The sequence below is a fragment of the Streptomyces sp. NPDC002835 genome (assembly GCF_053591995.1).
Map to the genome: position 1 here is coordinate 153,826 of NZ_JBSFUW010000005.1, position 18,405 is coordinate 172,230.

At 71.8% G+C, this 18,405-nt stretch carries 20 protein-coding genes; 15 read left to right on the top strand and 5 right to left on the bottom strand.

Annotated features, from left to right (window positions below):
* Positions 1–89: 89 nt before the first annotated feature.
* The 5 genes from ACWD01_RS07695 (at position 90) to ACWD01_RS07715 (ending at position 3,279) form a co-directional block, all read left to right on the top strand.
* Positions 90–1,190, top strand: coding sequence for a YihY/virulence factor BrkB family protein (locus ACWD01_RS07695; RefSeq protein WP_451159145.1), 1,101 nt, complete (start codon positions 90–92; stop codon positions 1,188–1,190).
* Positions 1,191–1,263: 73 nt separating this feature from the next.
* Positions 1,264–1,680, top strand: a complete 417-nt coding sequence (locus tag ACWD01_RS07700; RefSeq protein WP_451159147.1) for a phage holin family protein — start codon at positions 1,264–1,266, stop codon at positions 1,678–1,680.
* Positions 1,677–2,051 carry a DUF3618 domain-containing protein gene (locus tag ACWD01_RS07705; protein ID WP_451159149.1) on the top strand — a complete coding sequence of 125 codons (375 nt, stop codon included), beginning with the start codon at positions 1,677–1,679 and terminating at the stop codon, positions 2,049–2,051. The genes ACWD01_RS07700 and ACWD01_RS07705 overlap by 4 nt, the downstream gene beginning before the upstream one ends.
* Positions 2,048–2,314 (top strand): DUF4235 domain-containing protein, encoded by a 267-nt coding sequence (locus ACWD01_RS07710; RefSeq protein ID WP_451159151.1) that lies wholly within the window; start codon positions 2,048–2,050, stop codon positions 2,312–2,314. The genes ACWD01_RS07705 and ACWD01_RS07710 overlap by 4 nt, the downstream gene beginning before the upstream one ends.
* Before the next feature lie 140 nt (positions 2,315–2,454).
* Positions 2,455–3,279: a hypothetical protein gene (locus ACWD01_RS07715; RefSeq protein WP_451159153.1), complete on the top strand. Its 825-nt coding sequence runs from the start codon at positions 2,455–2,457 to the stop codon at positions 3,277–3,279.
* Between the two features lie 39 nt (positions 3,280–3,318).
* On the opposite strand, the gene ACWD01_RS07720 is transcribed toward ACWD01_RS07715, so the two are convergent.
* Positions 3,319–4,128, bottom strand: coding sequence for an ArsR/SmtB family transcription factor (locus ACWD01_RS07720; protein WP_451159155.1), 810 nt, complete (start codon positions 4,126–4,128; stop codon positions 3,319–3,321).
* Positions 4,129–4,607: 479 nt separating this feature from the next.
* On the opposite strand from ACWD01_RS07720, the gene ACWD01_RS07725 reads away from it, so the two are divergent.
* Entirely contained in the window at positions 4,608–4,775 is a 168-nt protein-coding gene (locus tag ACWD01_RS07725; RefSeq protein WP_451159157.1) for a general stress protein, read from the top strand.
* Between the two features lie 104 nt (positions 4,776–4,879).
* Here ACWD01_RS07725 and ACWD01_RS07730 read toward each other — a convergent pair whose 3' ends face one another.
* On the bottom strand, positions 4,880–5,740 hold the full coding sequence (locus tag ACWD01_RS07730; RefSeq protein ID WP_451159159.1) for a UbiA family prenyltransferase: 861 nt from the start codon (positions 5,738–5,740) through the stop codon (positions 4,880–4,882).
* Between the two features lie 46 nt (positions 5,741–5,786).
* Here ACWD01_RS07730 and ACWD01_RS07735 point away from each other — a divergent pair, with 46 nt between their 5' ends.
* The 5 genes from ACWD01_RS07735 to ACWD01_RS07755 all read left to right on the top strand — a co-directional run bounded on the left by ACWD01_RS07735 (position 5,787) and on the right by ACWD01_RS07755 (position 12,055).
* The gene (locus tag ACWD01_RS07735; RefSeq protein ID WP_451159161.1) at positions 5,787–6,968 is read left to right on the top strand and encodes a type III polyketide synthase; all 1,182 of its coding nucleotides are present in this window, start codon (positions 5,787–5,789) and stop codon (positions 6,966–6,968) included.
* Positions 6,969–6,977: 9 nt separating this feature from the next.
* Complete coding sequence (locus ACWD01_RS07740; RefSeq protein WP_451159163.1) at positions 6,978–7,496, top strand: isoprenylcysteine carboxyl methyltransferase family protein; 519 nt, start codon at positions 6,978–6,980, stop codon at positions 7,494–7,496.
* Between the two features lie 28 nt (positions 7,497–7,524).
* Positions 7,525–8,556 carry an NAD(P)/FAD-dependent oxidoreductase gene (locus ACWD01_RS07745; RefSeq protein ID WP_451159165.1) on the top strand — a complete coding sequence of 344 codons (1,032 nt, stop codon included), beginning with the start codon at positions 7,525–7,527 and terminating at the stop codon, positions 8,554–8,556.
* A 411-nt stretch (positions 8,557–8,967) separates the two neighbouring features.
* A complete protein-coding gene (locus ACWD01_RS07750; protein WP_451159167.1) occupies positions 8,968–10,044 on the top strand; it encodes a lipase in 1,077 nt (358 codons plus the stop codon).
* 181 nt (positions 10,045–10,225) lie between these two features.
* Positions 10,226–12,055 (top strand): AMP-dependent synthetase/ligase, encoded by a 1,830-nt coding sequence (locus tag ACWD01_RS07755; RefSeq protein WP_451159169.1) that lies wholly within the window; start codon positions 10,226–10,228, stop codon positions 12,053–12,055.
* 163 nt (positions 12,056–12,218) lie between these two features.
* Here ACWD01_RS07755 and ACWD01_RS07760 read toward each other — a convergent pair whose 3' ends face one another.
* Positions 12,219–12,929, bottom strand: a complete 711-nt coding sequence (locus ACWD01_RS07760) for a TetR/AcrR family transcriptional regulator (RefSeq protein WP_451159171.1) — start codon at positions 12,927–12,929, stop codon at positions 12,219–12,221.
* Between the two features lie 182 nt (positions 12,930–13,111).
* On the opposite strand from ACWD01_RS07760, the gene ACWD01_RS07765 reads away from it, so the two are divergent.
* The gene (locus ACWD01_RS07765; RefSeq protein WP_451159173.1) at positions 13,112–14,164 is read left to right on the top strand and encodes an alcohol dehydrogenase catalytic domain-containing protein; all 1,053 of its coding nucleotides are present in this window, start codon (positions 13,112–13,114) and stop codon (positions 14,162–14,164) included.
* 121 nt (positions 14,165–14,285) lie between these two features.
* Here ACWD01_RS07765 and ACWD01_RS07770 read toward each other — a convergent pair whose 3' ends face one another.
* Together ACWD01_RS07770 and ACWD01_RS07775 are read right to left on the bottom strand one after the other, a co-directional pair.
* Positions 14,286–15,695, bottom strand: coding sequence for a DEAD/DEAH box helicase (locus tag ACWD01_RS07770; protein WP_451159175.1), 1,410 nt, complete (start codon positions 15,693–15,695; stop codon positions 14,286–14,288).
* Positions 15,696–15,846: 151 nt separating this feature from the next.
* Positions 15,847–16,803 carry a helix-turn-helix transcriptional regulator gene (locus tag ACWD01_RS07775; RefSeq protein WP_451159177.1) on the bottom strand — a complete coding sequence of 319 codons (957 nt, stop codon included), beginning with the start codon at positions 16,801–16,803 and terminating at the stop codon, positions 15,847–15,849.
* A gap of 39 nt (positions 16,804–16,842) precedes the next feature.
* Here ACWD01_RS07775 and ACWD01_RS07780 point away from each other — a divergent pair, with 39 nt between their 5' ends.
* The 3 genes from ACWD01_RS07780 to ACWD01_RS07790 all read left to right on the top strand — a co-directional run bounded on the left by ACWD01_RS07780 (position 16,843) and on the right by ACWD01_RS07790 (position 18,393).
* Positions 16,843–17,325: a hypothetical protein gene (locus ACWD01_RS07780; RefSeq protein WP_451159179.1), complete on the top strand. Its 483-nt coding sequence runs from the start codon at positions 16,843–16,845 to the stop codon at positions 17,323–17,325.
* Positions 17,326–17,479: 154 nt separating this feature from the next.
* Positions 17,480–17,809, top strand: a complete 330-nt coding sequence (locus ACWD01_RS07785; protein ID WP_451159181.1) for an STAS domain-containing protein — start codon at positions 17,480–17,482, stop codon at positions 17,807–17,809.
* Positions 17,810–17,934: 125 nt separating this feature from the next.
* On the top strand, positions 17,935–18,393 hold the full coding sequence (locus ACWD01_RS07790) for an META domain-containing protein (protein WP_451159183.1): 459 nt from the start codon (positions 17,935–17,937) through the stop codon (positions 18,391–18,393).
* Positions 18,394–18,405: the final 12 nt, after the last annotated feature.

Genomic DNA, 18,405 nt, shown 5'->3' on the forward strand with positions numbered 1-18,405 from the left:
CCTGCCCGGGTCGGCGGGCACCACTGCTCCGTCGGAATGAAATCGGGCGAAACTGGCGTAGGCCGGACCGTGCCGGTTACTCGGCCGGCATGTCCAGTAAATACAGCAGCGAACACAGCGGTGAGCACGAAGACGACGCGCGCCGGGCCGGCCGCGGCGAGCGGGACGCGGGTCCCGGTCGGCAGGCCGACCGGGACACGCCCGACAGCCCCGCGGCGCTGGGCAAGGCGTCCTGGCCGGCGGTCCTGAAGCGCACGCTCAAGGAGTTCAAACAGGACGAGCTGACCGACCGGGCGGCGGGCCTCACGTACTACGGCATTCTCGCGCTGTTCCCGGCCCTGCTGGTGCTGATCTCACTGCTCGGGATCGCCGGCAGATCGGCCACGCAGACCGTCCTGGACAACATCCAGAAACTCGCACCCGGCGCGGCCCGCGACGTGCTCACCAACGCGGTGAACCAGTTGCAGGGCAGCGCGGGCGTCGGCTCCGTCCTCGCGATCGTCGGCCTGCTGGGCGCTCTCTGGTCGGCCTCCGGCTACGTCGCGGCGTTCATCCGGACCTCCAACGCCGTCTACGACCTGCCCGAGGGCAGGCCGGTGTGGAAGGTGCTTCCGGTACGCGTCGGCCTGACCCTGGCGCTGATGATCCTGGCCACCGTGAGCGCGCTGATCGTCGTCCTCACCGGCGGCCTCGCCCGCCAGCTCGGCACCGCCCTGGGCATCGGCGACACCGCTCTGACGGTGTGGTCGATCGCCAAGTGGCCCGTACTGGTGCTGCTCGTGACGATCATGCTGGCGCTCCTCTACTGGGCGGCGCCCAACGCCAAGGGCCGCGGCTTCAAGTTCGTGTCCCTGGGCAGCCTCCTGGCCCTGCTGATCTGGCTGGTCGCCTCCGCCGGCTTCGCGTTCTACGTGGCCAACTTCGGTTCCTACAACAAGACCTACGGCACCCTGGCCGGCGTCATCATCTTCCTGGTGTGGCTGTGGATCACCAACCTGGCGGTCCTGCTGGGCCTGGAGTTCGACGCGGAGATGGCCAGGGAACGGGCCATCATCGGCGGGCACCCGCGCCTGGAGGAGCCGTACGTCGAGCCCCGGGACACCCGCAAGTGGAGCGATGAGGACCGCAGGGCCATGGGACGCACCGGTCCCGGTACCGATCCGGGTACCGCGGACCGCCGCTCAGGCTGACCGGACGGGCGGCCGTCGCCACCGGCGACACCCGACGCCACCAGGGGACTTCGGCAGAGGAGGACGGGAAAGCATGGACAGGTCACCAGGAACCACGGCCCCTCACCGGGACGAATCGGTGGGGGAGCTGGTCAAGCAGGCGTCCGACCAGATCTCTCAGCTGGTGCGCCAGGAAATGCGCCTGGCGCAGGCGGAGATGAAGCAGAAGGGCAAGCGGTTCGGTCTGGGCGGGGGTCTGTTCGGCGGCGCCGGACTCGTCGCCTTCCTCGGACTGCAGGCCCTCGTCGCGACCGCCGTCATCGCGCTCGATCTCGTCTGGCCGCTGTGGCTGTCCGCCCTCGTGGTCACGGCCGTGCTGTTCGCGGTGGCCGGGGTGCTCGCCGTCGCCGGCAGGAAGCAGATCAAGCAGGGCACCCCGCCCGCGCCCCAACAGGCGGTCGACAACGTCAAGGCCGACATCGCCCAGATCAAGGAGAGCGCACACCGATGACCGACAACGCCCCCCGCGGACACGACCCCACCCCCGACGAGCTGCGCGAGCAGGCCCGGGCCACCCGCGAAGAGCTCGCACACACGGTCGAGGCACTCGCCGCCAAGGCGGACGTCAAGGCCCAGGTCCAGCAGAAGGCGTCCGAGACCAGGGCGCAGACCCGGCGGAAGGCCGCAGAGGCCAAACGCCAGGTCCACGACACGACGGCGCACGCGCTGCAAACGGCACGCGACAAGACGCCAGAACCGGTACGCGAGAAGGCCACACACGCGGCCACCGCGGCGAACGAGCACCGCGGCCTGATGCTCGCCGCTCTGGCGGCGGCCGCCTTCGTCACCGTGCTCCTGTGCAGGAAGCGGTGCGGACGATGAAAACCTCCAAGGCCGTCTACAGGCCCGTCGGCATGGCGATGGGCGCGGTGAGCGGCATGGTCGCCGGCGCTCTGTTCAAACAGATCTGGAAGAAGACGGGCCACGACGAGGACGCCCCCAAGTCCACCGACCCGGACCGCAACTGGCGCGAAGTACTGCTCGCCGCCACGGTCCAGGGCGCTGTCTTCGCCGCGGTCAAGGCCGCCGTCGACCGCGCCGGCGCCACCGTCGTCCACCGCCTCTCGGGCGCGTGGCCCGGCTGACTGCGCGGTAGGGCCCCTCGGCGGTACATTGGGGGCACGCCTGTCCGAGTGGGCGGGGGCGGTCGAGGGCGGGGAACAGTGGGCGTTGTGCAGAGGCGGTCGGCGCGGTCCGTCCGTACCGTCACCGGGGGTTGTGCCGCATGACCGTGCTGCGGCACACCGTGACCGTCGTCGCCCTGGAGCCGCACCGGGTCGAGGAGTTCGCCGGGCTGATGCTCGATTTCGCCGAATCCACCCGGGAGCGCGGGGAGGAGATCGTGCTGGAGGACGGGCGGCCGGTCGTGGACGTGCGGTTGGTCGAGGGGCGGCATCTGCACCCCGGTGCTCGGTACGAGCTCTCCGAGGACGGCGCCGCGGACACGCAGACGGTGCTCGTACGCGAGTGGCGGCGCGGTGACGTGATCACCGTGGAACAATTGCTGCTTTCCGACGGCATGACGGCACGGACGGTTCTGCGGCTGCACAGCCCCGACCTGCCGCTGCTGGTGGAGGCCGAGGGGCAGATGCAAGGGCCGGAGGGGTCGGAGTCGCTGCGCCGCGGGTCAGGAGACGCGCGGCTCGATCTGGCCGCGTGGTGGGCGGCGGTCCGGCTCGCGCCCGGGGCCCCGTCGGCAGCGCCCACCCCGGCGACGGTACGGCTGAAGCACCGCCTGTGCGAGGCGCGGCTGGATCTCCGGCCTCGCCGGGCCGGGAGTGGTCGGTGGCAGGTGGATGTCGCGGTCACCGTGCGCGGGCGGTGGCTGCTGCGGCCCGTGGTCGCTGTCGCCCTGATGGTCGCCGGGCGCCGGGTGCGCCGGGGCTTCCGGTCCGCGGTGGAGGAGGCGGCCGACGGATGGAACCGGGAGATCGGCGAACTGCTGGCGCTCGGCCCGGAGGACATCCGGGCCGAACTGGCGAGGCAGGCCACCGAGCGGCCTCCGCAGGAGAACCCGCAGGAACCGACGGGCGCCGGTCCCGCGTACTGAGTCCGAGTAGCAGCCCACGTCGCAGCCTGGTCGCGCGATTCAGTCGGTCCGGTCCGTGGGCTCGGGGTCGGGGAGCGTGCCGCCGGTCTCCAGGAGGGTCTTCAGGCTCGAGAGGAGGGCCGGCCAGCCTTCCTGGACCATGTCCCTCACGGTGCTGCCGGGGTCGAAACCGTCGTGGACGACGGTGAGCTTGACCGTTTCGCCGTGGGGCTCGAGGTCGAACGTGACCTTCGACCTCCGCTCGGCGGAGATCCTGGCGAGGGTCTCGTCGTCCACTTTGGCGGCCTCCGCCCACTGGGGGGTGAAGGTGTGCCAGGTGTAGGACAGCCGCCGGTAGGGGTCGGATTCGAGGACCACCTGCTCCGGGTCGACGGACTTGATCCCCTGGCCTTCCCAGGTCATGGGCGATCCCGTCCGCCAGTCGGTCGCGAACTCCATGCCCCAGTAGCGGCGGGTGAACGCCGGGTCGGTCAGGCCCTGCCAGAGCTTCTCTGGCGTGGTCCTGATGTAGGTGGTGTAGACGAACGCGTTGCTGTCCATGGCGGTGCTCTCCAGTGTCTGCTTCAGCTCGGCGAGTGCGTGCGCCCGCTCCCGGTCGTAGCGGCTCATCCAGCGCTCGGCGATGGCATTGATCGGCTCGGCGTTGAGGTAGTGCAGCTTCTCCCGGCCCCGCCGGACGGTGGTGACCAGGTTGGCCGCCTCCAGCAGGGACAGGTGCTTGCTGACCGACTGACGGGCCATGTCCAGCTCCGAGCACAGCTCCCGCAGGGTCTGGCCGTTGCGGGCGTTGAGGCTGTCCAGCAGCCTTCTGCGGCCGGCGTCGGCCAGCGCCTTGAAGACCTCGTCCATGTGCGACTCCTCCGACATGCAGCCAATCGGTTGCATAAAACGATAGGCAGCCCTCCGGCTGCATGTCAATCGGACGATCCGGCGAGGCGGCAGGTCGGTGGCCGGGGTGATCGAGCGCGCGTCGGCGTCCCTCCATCTGCGCACAGGAACGTGGTCTTCGCTCACCGAGAACAGGGCGAGGGTCCAGCGAGGTCCTGCCGGCGAGGGGCGCGGTTCGTCGGCGAGCCGCCGAAGTGCATTCGGGTGAACTGCCTTCTCGTCGGATGCGACGTATTGGTGTGCACTCCACTCGAATACCGCCCCGAGTCGGCAACTCCGGTCGCAGAGAACGCTTTTGGGGATTCCTGACCACCCGATCCGGCAATGTCTGTGACCAATAGTCAATAAAACGTCGGGAGAGTACTGATTGGGGCATCTCGCCATGGGCACTCGCGGTGTCGTAAGAGACCCCCACAACAACCTGAGGGAAAGGAGCAGTCATGGCTGCGTCCAACAACTCCGGTAACTTCGCCGACGATCCGCAGCGTGCTTCGGAGGCCGGTCAGAGGGGTGGCCGTGAGAGCGGCGGGAACTTCGCCAATGACCCGCAGCGCGCGTCCGAGGCCGGTCAGAAGGGTGGCCGCGAGAGCGGCGGCGGGCGCCAGTAGGCGGACGTCGGTTGCAGCGGTCTCTCCGCAACGCCCCTGTGCCGGGGGTCCTGGTCTCAGTACCAGGGCCCCCGGCCCGCGTTCGCGCGCGGGGACTGCGGCGGTCAGGCGATGTCCGGCCCCCGCAGCAGCAGTTGTGCGACAGCCGCGCCCGCGACCACGATCGCGGCCCGGAACGGCCACCGGCTGCAGACCGGCCATGGCACGGCCGTGGCCGAGACGGCCACGACGCCGGCAGCCGCCGCCAGCCCCCAGCCCGTCGCCCCGACCGGCCCCGGCGGTCCTGCCACGACGACGCCCATGGCTGCCAGCATCACGAGCGGAGCCAGCCACCGGCACGCAGCCCGGCCCAGACGCTGCGGCAGGCCCCGTACACCGGACGCGAGATCGTCGTCGATGTCGGGAAGCACATTGACGACGTGTGCCCCCACGCCCAGCAGCGCCCCTCCCGCCACCGCCCACCAGGCGGGCCAGGCCGGCGACGGCAGGCCGAGAGTGACGAAGGCCGGCAGTGAGCCGAAGGCGACGGCGTACGGCAGTGGTGAAAGCACCGTGTGCTTGAACCACAGGTTGTAGGCCCACGCGGTGGCCACCATCCCCAGATGCGCCGCTCCGGCGGCGACGCCGCTGAGCAGGGACAGCGGTACGCACAGCGCCAGCGCCGCACCGGCCGCGACGGCGATCGTGCGCGGCGACAGTTCCCCGGTCGCCACGGGCTTGTCGCGGCGCCCGCAGAGCGTGTCGCGCCGCGCGTCGGCCGCGTCGTTGCACCAGCCCACCGACAACTGGCCGGCCAGCACCGCCGCGGCCACCGCGGCAGCGCCCGCGGACCCCCGCCCGGCCGTCACGGCCAGCGCGGTGGCGAATCCCGTGACGGCGAGCGCCGGTCCCAGGTGGCAGGAGCGCCACAGCGCGGGGACACGGTGTGTCGGGAGGGGAAGGGCGTCGACGGGGTGTAGAGACACAAAGGCAAGATAATCAGTCATTCAAAACAAGAAGGGCATTACCGGCATGCGTGTTCCTGTGGTGGTCGACGATGCCCCTTCCCCGCCCGCGCCGACCGATCCGACCGAACCGTCCGACGCGCCCGACGCGCCCGACCTGCCGGACCGCACCGACGCGACCGGCGCGGCCACCACGATCCTCGCGGTCCGCACCGCGCTGCCGCCGCACCGCTACACCCAGGACGACCTCACCGAACTGATCGGCGACCTCTGCCTCGCGCCGGGCGCCGAGCGCGCCCTCCTGCGCCGCCTCCACGCGTCCGCCGGGGTGCGCACCCGGCATCTCGCCCTGCCGATCGAGCGGTACGCCGGCCTCGGCGACTTCGGGCAGTCCAACGACGCGTGGATGGCCGCCGGACTCGACCTCGCGGAGCAGGCCCTCACGGGCGCGCTCAAGGAGGCCGGGCTCGAACCGCACGACGTCGATCTGCTGGTGTGCACCTCCATCACCGGCATCGCCGCCCCGTCGCTCGACGCCCGGCTGGCCGGACGCGTGGGGCTGCGGCCGGACGTCAAGCGGGTCCCCGTGTTCGGCCTCGGGTGCGTGGCCGGCGCCGCCGGCCTCGCCCGGCTGCACGACTACCTGCGCGGCCACCCCGACGACACCGCCGTGCTCCTCACCGTAGAACTGTGCTCGCTGACGCTCCAGCAGCGCGACGACTCCCACGCGAACCTCGTCGCCGGCGCCCTGTTCGGTGACGGCGCGGCAGCCGTCGTCGCACGCGGCCGCCGCACCACCGGCTGCGACGGAGCCGGGCCGACGGTGGTCGCCACCCGCAGCCATCTGTATCCGGACACCGAACAACTCCTCGGCTGGAACATCGGCGCCAGCGGATTCCGCATCGTGCTCGGCGCCGGCGTGCCCGGCATCGTGCGCGGCCACTTCGGCGCCGGGCTGCGGGACTTCCTGGCCGACCACAGCCTCACCACCGACGACATCGGGACCTGGGTGTGCCATCCCGGAGGACCCAAGGTGCTGTCCGCCGTGACCGAGGTCCTCGGGCTGCGCGACAGCGCCCTGGACACCGCGTGGAACTCGCTCGCGACGGTGGGCAACATGTCGTCCGCCTCCGTACTGCACATCCTGCAGAACACCCGGGACGACCGTCGCCCCCCGCCCGGCACCTGGGGCCTGCTGCTCGCGATGGGCCCGGGATTCTGCTCCGAACTCGTCCTGCTGCGTTGGTGAGTGGTCCACATGCCCTGGTACACGCTTCTCGTCCTCGCCGTCGCGCTGGAACGCGTCGCCGAACTCGTCGTCGCCCGGCGCAACGCCGCCTGGACCCTCGCCCGCTCCGGCGTGGAGCACGGCCGCGGTCACTATCCGGTCATGGTCGTCCTGCACACCGGCCTGCTGGTCTGCTGCCTGCTCGAACCCGTGCTCGCCCACCGGCCGTTCCTGCCCGCACTCGGGTGGCCCATGCTGACGCTGGTCCTTCTCGCCCAGGCCCTGCGCTGGTGGTGCATCACCACACTCGGGCGGTACTGGAACACCCGCGTCATCGTCGTCCCCGGCACCCGGCTGATCGCCGTCGGACCGTACCGGTTCCTGCGCCACCCCAACTACGTCGCCGTCGTCGTGGAGATCGCCGCGCTGCCGCTCGTGCACTCGGCGTGGCTCACCGCGGCGGTGTTCACCGCGGCCAACGCGGTACTGCTCACAGTCCGTATCCGCTGCGAGAACGCCGCGCTCACCTCACAGGCGGTGCCCGCGTGACCGCCGCCTCGACCCTGGCGGTGCCCGGGTGAGCGGCCGTCACGACCTGCTCGTCGTCGGAGGCGGTCCCGCCGGCCTCGCGACCGCGCTCCACGCGGCCCGTGCCGGTTTCGACACCGTCGTGGCGGAGCCGCGCCCCGCACCCGTCGACAAGGCCTGCGGCGAGGGTCTGATGCCGGGCGCCGTGCGGATCCTCGCCGCGCTCGGCGTGGACGTCCCCGGCCATCCGATCGAGGGCATCCGCTACGTCCAGGGACGCTGCCGCGCCCAGGCGCACTTCCGGTACGGCCACGGCCTCGGGGTGCGCCGCACCAGTCTGCACGGCGCCCTGCACCGGGCCGTCGGCGAGGCCGGCGTCCCCGTGGTTCCGCTGCGGGTCGGGGAGGTGCGGCATGACGCCACGGGTGTGTTCGTCCCCGGTACGGGGCTGCGCGCCCGGTGGCTGGTCGCCGCGGACGGCCTGCACTCGCCGCTGCGCCGCTCCCTGGGCCTGGTCGTCCCCTCCCGCGGGGCACCCCGGTACGGGCTGCGCCGCCACTATGCCGTGCCCCCGTGGTCCTCCTGCGTCGAGGTGCACTGGGGCCCGCACGGCGAGGCCTACGTCACCCCGCTCGGACCGGACCTCGTCGGCATCGCGCTGCTGACCGCGCGACGTGTCCCCTTCGAGACCCAACTGGCCGATTTTCCCGACCTGTTGGCCCGCCTGGCACCGGAAGCGGCCGTCACCGCGGTGCGGGGCGCGGGGCCCCTGCGACAGAAGGCGCGCACCAGACTCCACGGACGAGTGCTCCTCGTCGGAGACGCCGCCGGGTACATCGACGCGCTGACCGGCGAGGGGCTCTCCCTGGCCCTCACGGGCGCCGAGGCTCTGGTCGGCAATCTGCGCCGCGGTACGCCGGGCCGCTACGAGACCGACTGGAACCGGGCGACCCGCCGCCACCGGCTGCTGACGGAACTCCTGCTGCGCGCCCGGCAGCGGCCCGCCCTCGCACCGCTCATCGTGCCCGCGGCCGAACGACTGCCACGCGTCTTCGCCGCAGCGGTCAACGCCCTGGCGTGAGCCGCCCCGGACGGCGGCGCCGGCGCACGGTCGCCGTCGAGCGTTCACACCGAACGGGGGCAGGCACCAGCCAGGGGCCCACAGGCCCGCCCCAGTGCGTCGCACCGCGTGCTGCGTGAGGCTGAACGCACAGAAAGCGCACCGTACTTGGGGGAAATTCGTGATGGTCTCCAACGCAACACCGCCGCGCAGTGGCACCCGGCACCGCGGCAGCCTCCGGGCTCCGTTGGCAGCCCTCTGCTGCGGACTCCTGCTGAGCGGTCCGGCCGTCGCCACCGCCGCCACTCCGTCAGCCGCCGCCGCACCCACCGCCACCACGTCCGAGCCCAGGCGCAGGCCCGGCACCACCGGCACGGCCGGGGCACCCTGGTCTCCGCCGAGAAGCTGTACACGCTCACGACCCCGCGCGCCGTGGCCGCCGAGCTGGCCGCCGCCGGGTTCGGGGACGACACCGTCCGCAACGGTGTCGTCGCGTACCGGCTGGTCTACCGGACCGTCGACGCGCACGGCAGGCCCACCACGGCGAGCGGGCTGTTCGTGCTTCCGTTCAACCGCGAGAAGCGGCTGCGGGCGGTCTCCTTCGCGCACGGCACCGGCAGCCACAAGGACGACTCCCCGTCCATGCGGCGCGGCGAGTTCGTGTCCGCGCCGGTGATCGCGTACGCGGCGGCCGGCGCGGCAGGGGTCGCGCCCGACTATCTGGGGATGGGCGAGGGGCCCGGCCCGCACCCCTGGATGGACATCGGCTCCGAGACGACGGCGTCCCTGGACATGCTGCGGGCCGCCCGCGCCTTCGCGCCCCGCACCGGGCACGTCCTGGAGCGGGAGGTCATGGTCACCGGCTTCTCGCAGGGCGCGTCCGCGGCGCTGGGGCTCGGCAGGGCGCTGGAGGCGGGTGAGGACCGCTGGTTCAGGCTGGGCGCGCTGGCGCCGGTCAGCGGCGCGTACGACTTCGGCGGCGCGGAGCTGCCCGCGCTGCTCGCAGGCAGGCTCGAACCCAAGTCCAGTGTGGTGTACGCGGCGTACACCCCGGTGGCGTTCAACCGGCTCCACCACCTCTACGACAGCCCCGACGAGGTCTTCCGGGCCCCGTACGACACCACCGTCGAGGCGCTCTTCGACGGCGCCCACACAGGGGAGCAGCTGATGCGGGGCACCCCGGACGAGCTGGACGACCTGCTGACCGAGCACGGCCGCGACCTGCTCGCGCGCCCCACGTGGCCGCTGGCGGAGGCGCTGCGCACCACCGACGCCGTATGCACCGACTGGACGCCCCGCGCACCGGTCCGGCTCTACATGGCGACCGGGGACGAGCAGGCGGCCACCGACAACACCGAGCACTGCCGGGCGGCGCTGCTCGGGAACGGCGTCGACGCGCCCGTAGTCGATCTCGGCGACGTCGACTACCAAGGCTTCCGTCACCTGGGTTCCAACGTCGCGGCCACGACCGAAATCGTGCGCTGGTTGGACGAGTTGCGCCGGCGCTGACGGGAAACCCGCGGGCCTGTCCGCAGCGTCCGCGGTGCGGAGCCGCCGCTTCCGGCGCCGGACGTAATCGCGCATCCGAGCGAGCGGCGTCAAGCCCCTAGGCAGCCACGGAAATGGCCGGTACCTTGCGCCCCTGTCCGCCGCCACATGCGGCATGGCGACAGCTCATCAAGGGGGCACTTTGCGCGACTTCAGCCTTCCGCCGCTGGTGGAAACCCTGGCGACGGGGAGCCTCGCGGACTCGGTCTACGACGTGGCCGAGCGCGACCCGCAGCTGTTACAGCTCTCCCGGCGCAGCAGCGCCCCGGGCGGCGACGAATGGCTCCCCGTGACCGCGTCCGAATTCCGCGACGAGGTCATGGGGTTGGCGAAGGGGCTGCTGGCCGAAGGCATACAACTCGGGGAACGGGTCGCCGTGATGGCCCGGACGCGCTACGAGTGGACCCTGTTCAGCTATGCGCTGTGGTCGATCGGCGCCCAGATCGTGCCCGTCTACCCCACCTCCTCGGCGGACCAGGTCCGTTGGATCCTGTCCAGCGCCCAGGTGGTGGCCGTCGTGGTCGAGCACGAGGACCAGGCCATGACCGTGGGAGCGGCCTGCGACGGGCTGACGCGGCTCCGCTCGATGTGGCAGCTCGACTCGGGGTGCGTGCAGCGGCTGACGGAGCGCGGCGCGCAGGTGCCGGACTCCATGGTGCACCGCCACCGCCGGGCGGTGGGGCCCCAGTCGGTCGCCGCGATCACCTACACCTCGGGCACCACCGGGCGGCCCAGGGGCTGTGTGATCACCCATGCGAACCTCGCGGCCGAGTGCGACACCCTGTACGCGGGCTGGAAGCACATCCTCGCCGAGCCGGGGGAACAGCCCCGCATCCTCGCCTTTCTGCCGCTGTCCCACATCTACGGCCTGATGGTGCAGGTGGTCTGCATACGGGGCGGCATCCGGCTGGGACACCAGCCCGACCTCGCGCCCGACGCACTGCTGCCCGCCCTCGTGTCCTTCCGGCCCACCTACATCTTCGCCGTGCCGTACATCTTCGAGAAGATCTTCCAGAAGGCGCGCCGGGCGGCCGAGGAGGCCGGGCGGGGGGAGATGTTCGACAAGGCCGTGGACACGGCGGTGCGTTACGCCGAGGAGGTCGAGCGGCGGGACATGGGAGAAGGACCGGGCCCGGGACGGATGCTCAGGGCCAGGCACGCGGTCTTCGACCGGCTGGTGTACCGGCGGCTGCGGGCCGTGCTGGGCGGCTGCGTCCGGCACGCCACCTCGGGCGGGTCGACGCTCGACCGGGAACTGGGTCTGTTCTTCGACGGTGCCGGGATCACCGTCCACGACGGCTACGGGCTCACGGAGTCCACCGCCGCGATCACCAGCCAGCCGCCGGGCCGCCCCCGGTTCGGCACCGTCGGCAGGCCCCTGCCGGGCTGCTCCGTACACATCGCACCGGACGGGGAGATCTGGGTCCGCGGCCCCGTCGTCTTCGCCGGCTACCACGACGACCCGGTGGCCACCGAGTCCGTACTGCGCGACGGCTGGCTCGCGACCGGCGACGTGGGCTGGCTCGACGACGGCTTCCTGGTGATCACCGGACGCAAGAAGGACGTCATCATCACCAGCGGCGGGAAGAGCGTCAGCCCCCGGATCCTCGAGGACCGGCTGCGCAGGCATCCGCTCATCTCCCAGTGCCTCGTCGTCGGCGACAACCGGCCGTTCATCGCGGCCCTGATCACGCTGGACCCGGAGGCGTCGACGCACTGGTACGAACTGCGCGGGAAGCAACTGTCGCACCCGCAGGCCGTGGTGATCGACAAGGAGCTCCATGCGGAGATCCAGCGGGCCGTGACGATGGCGAACAGCGCGGTGTCGCGGGCCGAGTCGATCCGGGCGTTCCGGATACTGCCGAACGAGTTCACCATGGACGACGGCCTGATGACGCCCTCCCTCAAACTGCGGCGGGGCGCGATCGTGAAGGCGTACGCGGCGGACATCGAGGAGCTGTACTCGTCCTGAACGGTCCTGGCCCCAGGGTGTTCAGCCTGAGGCGGCGAGCCGGTCGACAAGCTGGATCACGTCGGCGTCGCCGCCCCATTTGCCCTTGTGAAGGGCCTCGCTGAGGCGCCGGCGAAGGTCACGGGCCTTTGGTGCTTCCATGTGCCGCGCGCGTACGGACCGGTCAGTGTGCTGGGGCCTGCCGGCCGGTCCGGTCCTTGGGGTCCCGTTCGTCCAGGAGCCGTGCGGTCTGCTCGGACACCGGCGCCGCCAGCAGCGCGGTGACCAGGTCGACCAGCCTGCTGGTGAACAGCCGGTCGTCCCTGCGCGGGCGGGCGGCGGCGCGGGCCGCGAGTTCGGCGTGGCAGAAGCGCATGGCGGTGAAGCGGGTGTGGAGCACCGAGGTGGAGTCGGGGGTCAGCAGGGGCTCCACCAGGCGGCGCCACGCGAGGATGGTCGAGCCTTCCGTCACCACGAGCTCGACGCGGGGTTCTGGCCGGTTGAGCAGTTCGCCCACGATCTGCAGGAACTCGCGGCCACCGTCGGGGTCGGCGAGTTTCGCGGCGGCCGGCAGCACCAGTGCGGAGGCGAGGGAGCGCAGATCGTCCGTCCCGCCGTCCTCGTACTGCTGCAACAGGACCTCCCGGCGGGTGTCCACCGCCGGCAGATGCTTGTCGAGCACCGCCCGCAGCAGCCCCGCGCGGTCGCCGAAGTGGTACTGCAGAGCCGTCGCGTTGCGCTGGTCGGCGGCCCGGTTGATCTCGCTGAGCGACACACCGTCGACGCCCTTTGCCGCGAACAACTGCTCGGCGGCCCGGACGAGTTTGCCGCGAGTGTCACGGAGCTCCCGGCTCCGCGGCGGCCCTTTCTCTGCGCGCGTCTTTTGGGGTGTCACGGACTATGGTTTCCCCTCATACCAAAATGATACGGTCCCATTAAAGATTGATCCTAGCGCCTGAGGCGCGAGGGGGGACGGTCAATGCCCTGGACGTCGACACCGACACCACGGTCCTCTGCCTCGCCACTCCGGCGTCGTCGCGCTGCACCGGCGCCCCCCGCGCCCGGACGGAGGAATTAATGAAGGCCCTCACCTACCACGGCCGCCACGACATCCGCTACGGGGAGGTTCCCGACCCGGCCGTCACCAGCCCCACCGACGTGGTCGTCAGGGTCACCACGGCCGGCATCTGCGGCAGCGACCTGCACATCTACGACGGCCACGGCTTCAGCCCGGAGACCGGATACACCCCCGGACACGAGTGCGTCGGCGTGGTCGCGGAGACCGGCAGCCAGGTCACCCGCTTCAAGCCCGGCGACCGGGTCCTCGTCCCCGCCTCCGCCGGCTGCACCCTGTGCAGGACCTGCGCGGCCGGGTACACCGCCAGGTGCGAGCGCGCCAAGTCCCCGATCGACCTGTGCTACGGAGTGGGCCCCCAGCTCCAGGGCAGCCAGGCCGAGTCGCTGACCGTGCCCCACGCCGACGTCAACCTGGTGCACCTGCCGGAAGGCATCTCCGACGAGGCCGCCACCGTCCTGACGGACAACGCCCCCACGGCCTGGTACGGCTGCCGCCGCGCCCGTATCCAGCCCGGCGAGACCATTCTCGTCATCGGCCTCGGCCCGGTCGGCCTCATGGCCGCGCAGTCGGCCTTCGCCATGGGCGCCGCCCGGGTGCTGGGCGTGGATCCCGTCGCGGAGCGCCGCGCCTTCGCCGCCACCCTGGGCGTCGAGCCGGTGGAGGGCGAGGACGCGCGAACGGCCGTACGGGACATGACCGCGGGACGCGGGCCGGACGCCGTGGTGGAGGCCGTCGGCTCGGACACCACCATCGAGCTCGCCCTCAGAGTCGTCCGGCAGGCCGGCCGGGTCAGCGTCATCGGGGTCAGCCAGAACGCGGCGTTCCCGTTCCACATGGGGATGGCCCAGATCAAGGAGCTGGAGTTCGCGATCGGGCTCTGCTCGGTGCACTACGAACTGCCGGTCCTGATCGCCCTCACCCAGGCCGGACGGCTCACCCCGGAGGCCGTGGTCTCCCACCGTCTCGGCCTGTCCGAGGGCGGTGCGGCGTACGAGCTGTACAACAGCCGCGCCGCCGGCGTCCTCAAGGTCCTTCTCGACCCGGCCCGTTGACGTGTAGCCGCCGGACCTTCGCGTGACGCCGCTGCCGCCGCGGCGTCACGCGCCTTCCTGACGCGGCGTCACACACCGTCCCAACGAAACACCCCGGGCGGCAGGGGCCGACGGCGGTTGCTCAGCGTCCTCTGCGCACCCGGGCGGCTCTGCGCGCCTCCGCGACCTTGCGGGCCTCGGCGGCCTTGCGTGACTCCTTCGGGGCGCTGCCCGGCCGGGTGCCCATGCCGCGGAAGGCCGCGTTGCCGGTGGCCTTGGCCGCGGCGGGCGGACGCTTCGCTCCGGTGATGCTGCTCAGCTTCTCCTCGCCGGAGCGCACCTGCGTGACCACCGGCCGGATCCCGGCGTCGGACATCATCCGGTTCACGTCACGCCGCTGGTTCGGGGTGACGAGGGTGACCACGCTGCCCGACTCGCCCGCGCGTGCGGTGCGGCCGCCCCGGTGGAGATAGTCCTTGGGGTCGGCGGGGGCGTCGACGTTGACGACGAGGTCGAGGCCCTCAATGTGGATGCCGCGTGCGGCGACGTTGGTGGCCACCAGCACGTTGATCTCACCCTCCTTGAACTGCGCGAGCGTGTGCGTGCGCTGCGGCTGCGACTTCCCGCTGTGCAGCGCGGCCGCCCGGATTCCGCTGCCGCGCAGATGGCGGGTGAACTGGTCGACGCCGTGCTTGGTGTCCAGGAACATCAGCACCCGCCCGTCCCTGGCCGCGATCTCCGTGGCCGTGGCGTACTTGTCCGCGGGGTGGACGTTCAGCACATGGTGTTCCATCGCGGTGACCGCGCCCGCCGCCCGGTCCACCGTGGCGAGCACCGGGTCGTGGAGGTAGCGGCGGACCAGGTCGTCGATGTTGCGGTCGAGTGTGGCCGAGAACAGCATCCGCTGGCCCCCGGCGGGCACATGGTCCAGGAGCTCCGTCACCTGCGGCAGGAACCCCATGTCGCACATCTGGTCCGCCTCGTCCAGCACCGCGATCCGCACCTGGTCCAGGTGGCAGTCCCGGCGTCCGACGAGGTCGGTGAGGCGTCCCGGAGTGGCGATGACGACGTCGGCGCCGGCCCGCAGCTCGGTCGCCTGCCGCCCGATCGACAGTCCGCCGACGGCCGTCGCCAGCCGCAGCCCCAGCGCCACGGCGTACGGCTCCAGGGCGTCGGCGACCTGCTGCGCCAGTTCCCGGGTGGGGACCAGGACGAGCCCGCGCGGCCGCTTCGGCTCGGCGCGCCGACCCGCAGTGCGGACGAGCAGCGCCAGCCCGAAGGCGAGGGTCTTCCCCGAGCCGGTCCGCGCGCGGCCGAGGATGTCCCGGCCGGCCAGCGCGTCGGGCAGGGTGGCCGCCTGGATCGGGAACGGCTCCGTCACCGCGAGGTCGGTCATCACCCGCACCACCTCCGCCGGGAGCTCCAGCTCGGCGAAGGAAGCGGCGGGCGGCGAGCCAGGGGTCAGCGTCTCCGCCGAGAGCTCGCCCCGCGGCGCCACGGTCCGGGTCGTGCCGGCACCGGAGCGCCCACGGGCTGACGGCTTGCTGTTCATGGGGACCCTTCCCTGGTCTGGCGCCCGGAACGAGGCGGGGCCCGCACCCCTTGGCGCGGGCCCCGGCGATGTCGAAGCGTCCGCCCAGGCTACCAGCGCACCGAACAACACCTGCCGTGCAGAAGCGAGCGCCAAGGCCACCAGGACGACATCACACCGACGCGTACCGCGCTGCCAGCGCGCGGGACGTGGCCGCGAGGCGGGACCGCAGTTCCGCCGGCTCGAGGACCTCGGCGTCGGCGCCCATCGCGAGGAAGTAGCCGTGTGCGTGATCGAGCGACTCGACGGGCAGCACCGCCCTGATCCAGCCGTCCGCCTCCGCGGTGCCGGTCTCGGCCAGCGCCCGGGCCGCCGCCCCCGCGAGACCGGCCGCGGCCCGCGGTGCGAGACGGACGACGGCCTCGTCACGGTGGAGGCGGGCCCGGAAGTCCGCCTGATAGCGCTGCCAGTAACCGGCCAGGTCGAAGTCCGCCGGCGCCTTGAACCGCTCGTCGCACTCGGTGAGTTCGAGGATCTGGTCCACCCGGTACGTACGGGGGCCCGGGCCGGCCACGACGTACCAGCGGCCCGCCTTGAGCACCAGGCCGTAGGGCTCCAGCCGGCGGTCCACGTCGGTCGGCTCCTTCCAGCGGCGATAGCGGACCTCGAGCACCCGGCTCTCCCACACGGCGTTCGCGACCCGCCGCAGATGCGGGACGTCGTCGTCCTCGGCGTACCAGCCCGGGGCGTCGAGATGGAAACGGGAGCGCATCCGGTCGGCCTGGGAGCGCAGCTCCGGCGGGAGCGCCGCGCGCAGCTTGAGCCTGGCGGCGGCCAGGGCCCCGCCGAGTCCCAGCTCGGTGGCGGGCCCGGGGACCCCGGAGAGGAACAGCGCCTCCGCCTCGCCGGCGCTCAGCCCGGTGAGCCGGGTGCGGTAGCCGTCGATCAGGCGGTAGCCGCCGCTGTGCCCGGTGTCGGCGTAGAGCGGTACGCCCGCCGCGGTCAGCGACTCGATGTCGCGGTAGACCGTTCGTACCGAGACGTCCAGTTCCGCGGCGAGCTGGGCGGCGGTCGTCCGGCCCCTGGTCTGGAGCAGCAGCAGGATCGACAGAAGGCGGCTGGACTTCACTGACACAAGATGTCAGTGAAGCCGCTCTACGGTCCAGCCATGACTTTCGCCGAGAAACTGCTGCGCGCCCTGCCGCCCGTCGAGGTGGGCGGCCGCAGCGTCAAGCGCTACCACGTCACGTCCGACCCCGACGGCATCGCTCCCGAGGTGGAGAAGGCCGCGTACGCGATCCTTCCCGAATTGCTGCCGGAGGCGGACGGCACGCCGCCGGCGACCTTCGTCGTCCTCCACAGGGGAGGGGACGACGGGGCGTACCTCAATGCGTACAGCTGGGTGTGGGACAACGTCCTGCACTTCGGCGGGGCGGCGGCCGGCCAGCCGGTGCTGGGCTGCCCCGACCGGGATCCGGCACACTTCGTCCGGCTGGACCGGTCGCTGATCGGCTGCGTCTGGGAGCTGCCGCCGATCCTCCATGAGCGCGACGCATGGGTTCGGCACATGCTCGCGCCCGACCGCCCGGACCTCGCCGGCTATCTCGCCGACTCGCTTCCCGACGGAACCACGGGAGACCACCGCGCCTGAACGGCCGTCCGCCATCTCCTCAGCCGGCCCGGTCCGTGGCCGGCGTCGTGACCCGAAAGCAGCCGGATGTTCATATAGGGGGTGTATCTCTGACATAGAGCGCAAACTCTCACAAGGTTGCGCCGACGCCTCACGTGCCACCGGAGGGAGAACCATGATCACCTCGGCCTCACGCGGACAGCAGCACCCCGCGACCATCACGTCCGACGGTGAACGCGTCGACGTGGCCTTCCACGGCGCGCTCTACTCCTCGATGGCGCGCGCTCTGGAGGAGCAGCTACAGGATCCGCGGCTGCACGGCGCCCGGGTGTGGGTTTTCGACATGCACGCCCTGGAGCGGATCGACCTGGTGTGTGCCTACGCCCTGCTCCGCGCCGTCAGCACCGCGGACGCCCCGAGCGTCGTCGTCTCCGGCTCGAACCGTCGCGTGCAGCGCACGCTCCACCACGCGGGTCTGCACGCCGTCGCCACGTTCGACAACTGACGCCTCAGTGCACGTACGCGGGTGTCCTCGACGCCTCCGAAGGACCCACCGCCGGTGCGGAACCAGAGGCGGTTCGCCCACGTCACACGGCCATGAAGCGAGGGACGAATGCGAAGCACGCTGCCGTGGCCCTGGTCGCCACGGCCGCACTGGCCGCCTGTGGAACAGCGGCCGGCCAGAGCAACGTGGACGGCGCGGACAGCGACGCGCCGGTGACCGGTGTCCGCTGGGTGCCGGAGAGTGTCACCGTCGACGGCAAGGCGTACGACCTGCCGCCGGGGACCGGCTCCTACGTGGAATTCAAGCCCGGAAAGAAGGAGGGGGCCGGAGGAGACTCCGGAGGCAGGATGGGCTGCAACCACTTCGGCGTCGATGTCGCCGTCGAGGGCGACACGATCAAGATCTCCGACATGGTGTCGACGGCGATGGGCTGCGGCATGAAGGGCCTGCAGGAGTTCGAGGAGCGGTGGTCCCAGGTCTTCACCGGCGACCTCACGGCCAAGGTGTCCGACAACGGCAAGACCCTCACCCTGACCGCGGACGACGGCGACCGCATCACCCTCGCCACCGAGGGGAACAAGTAGGGAGCGGCGCGG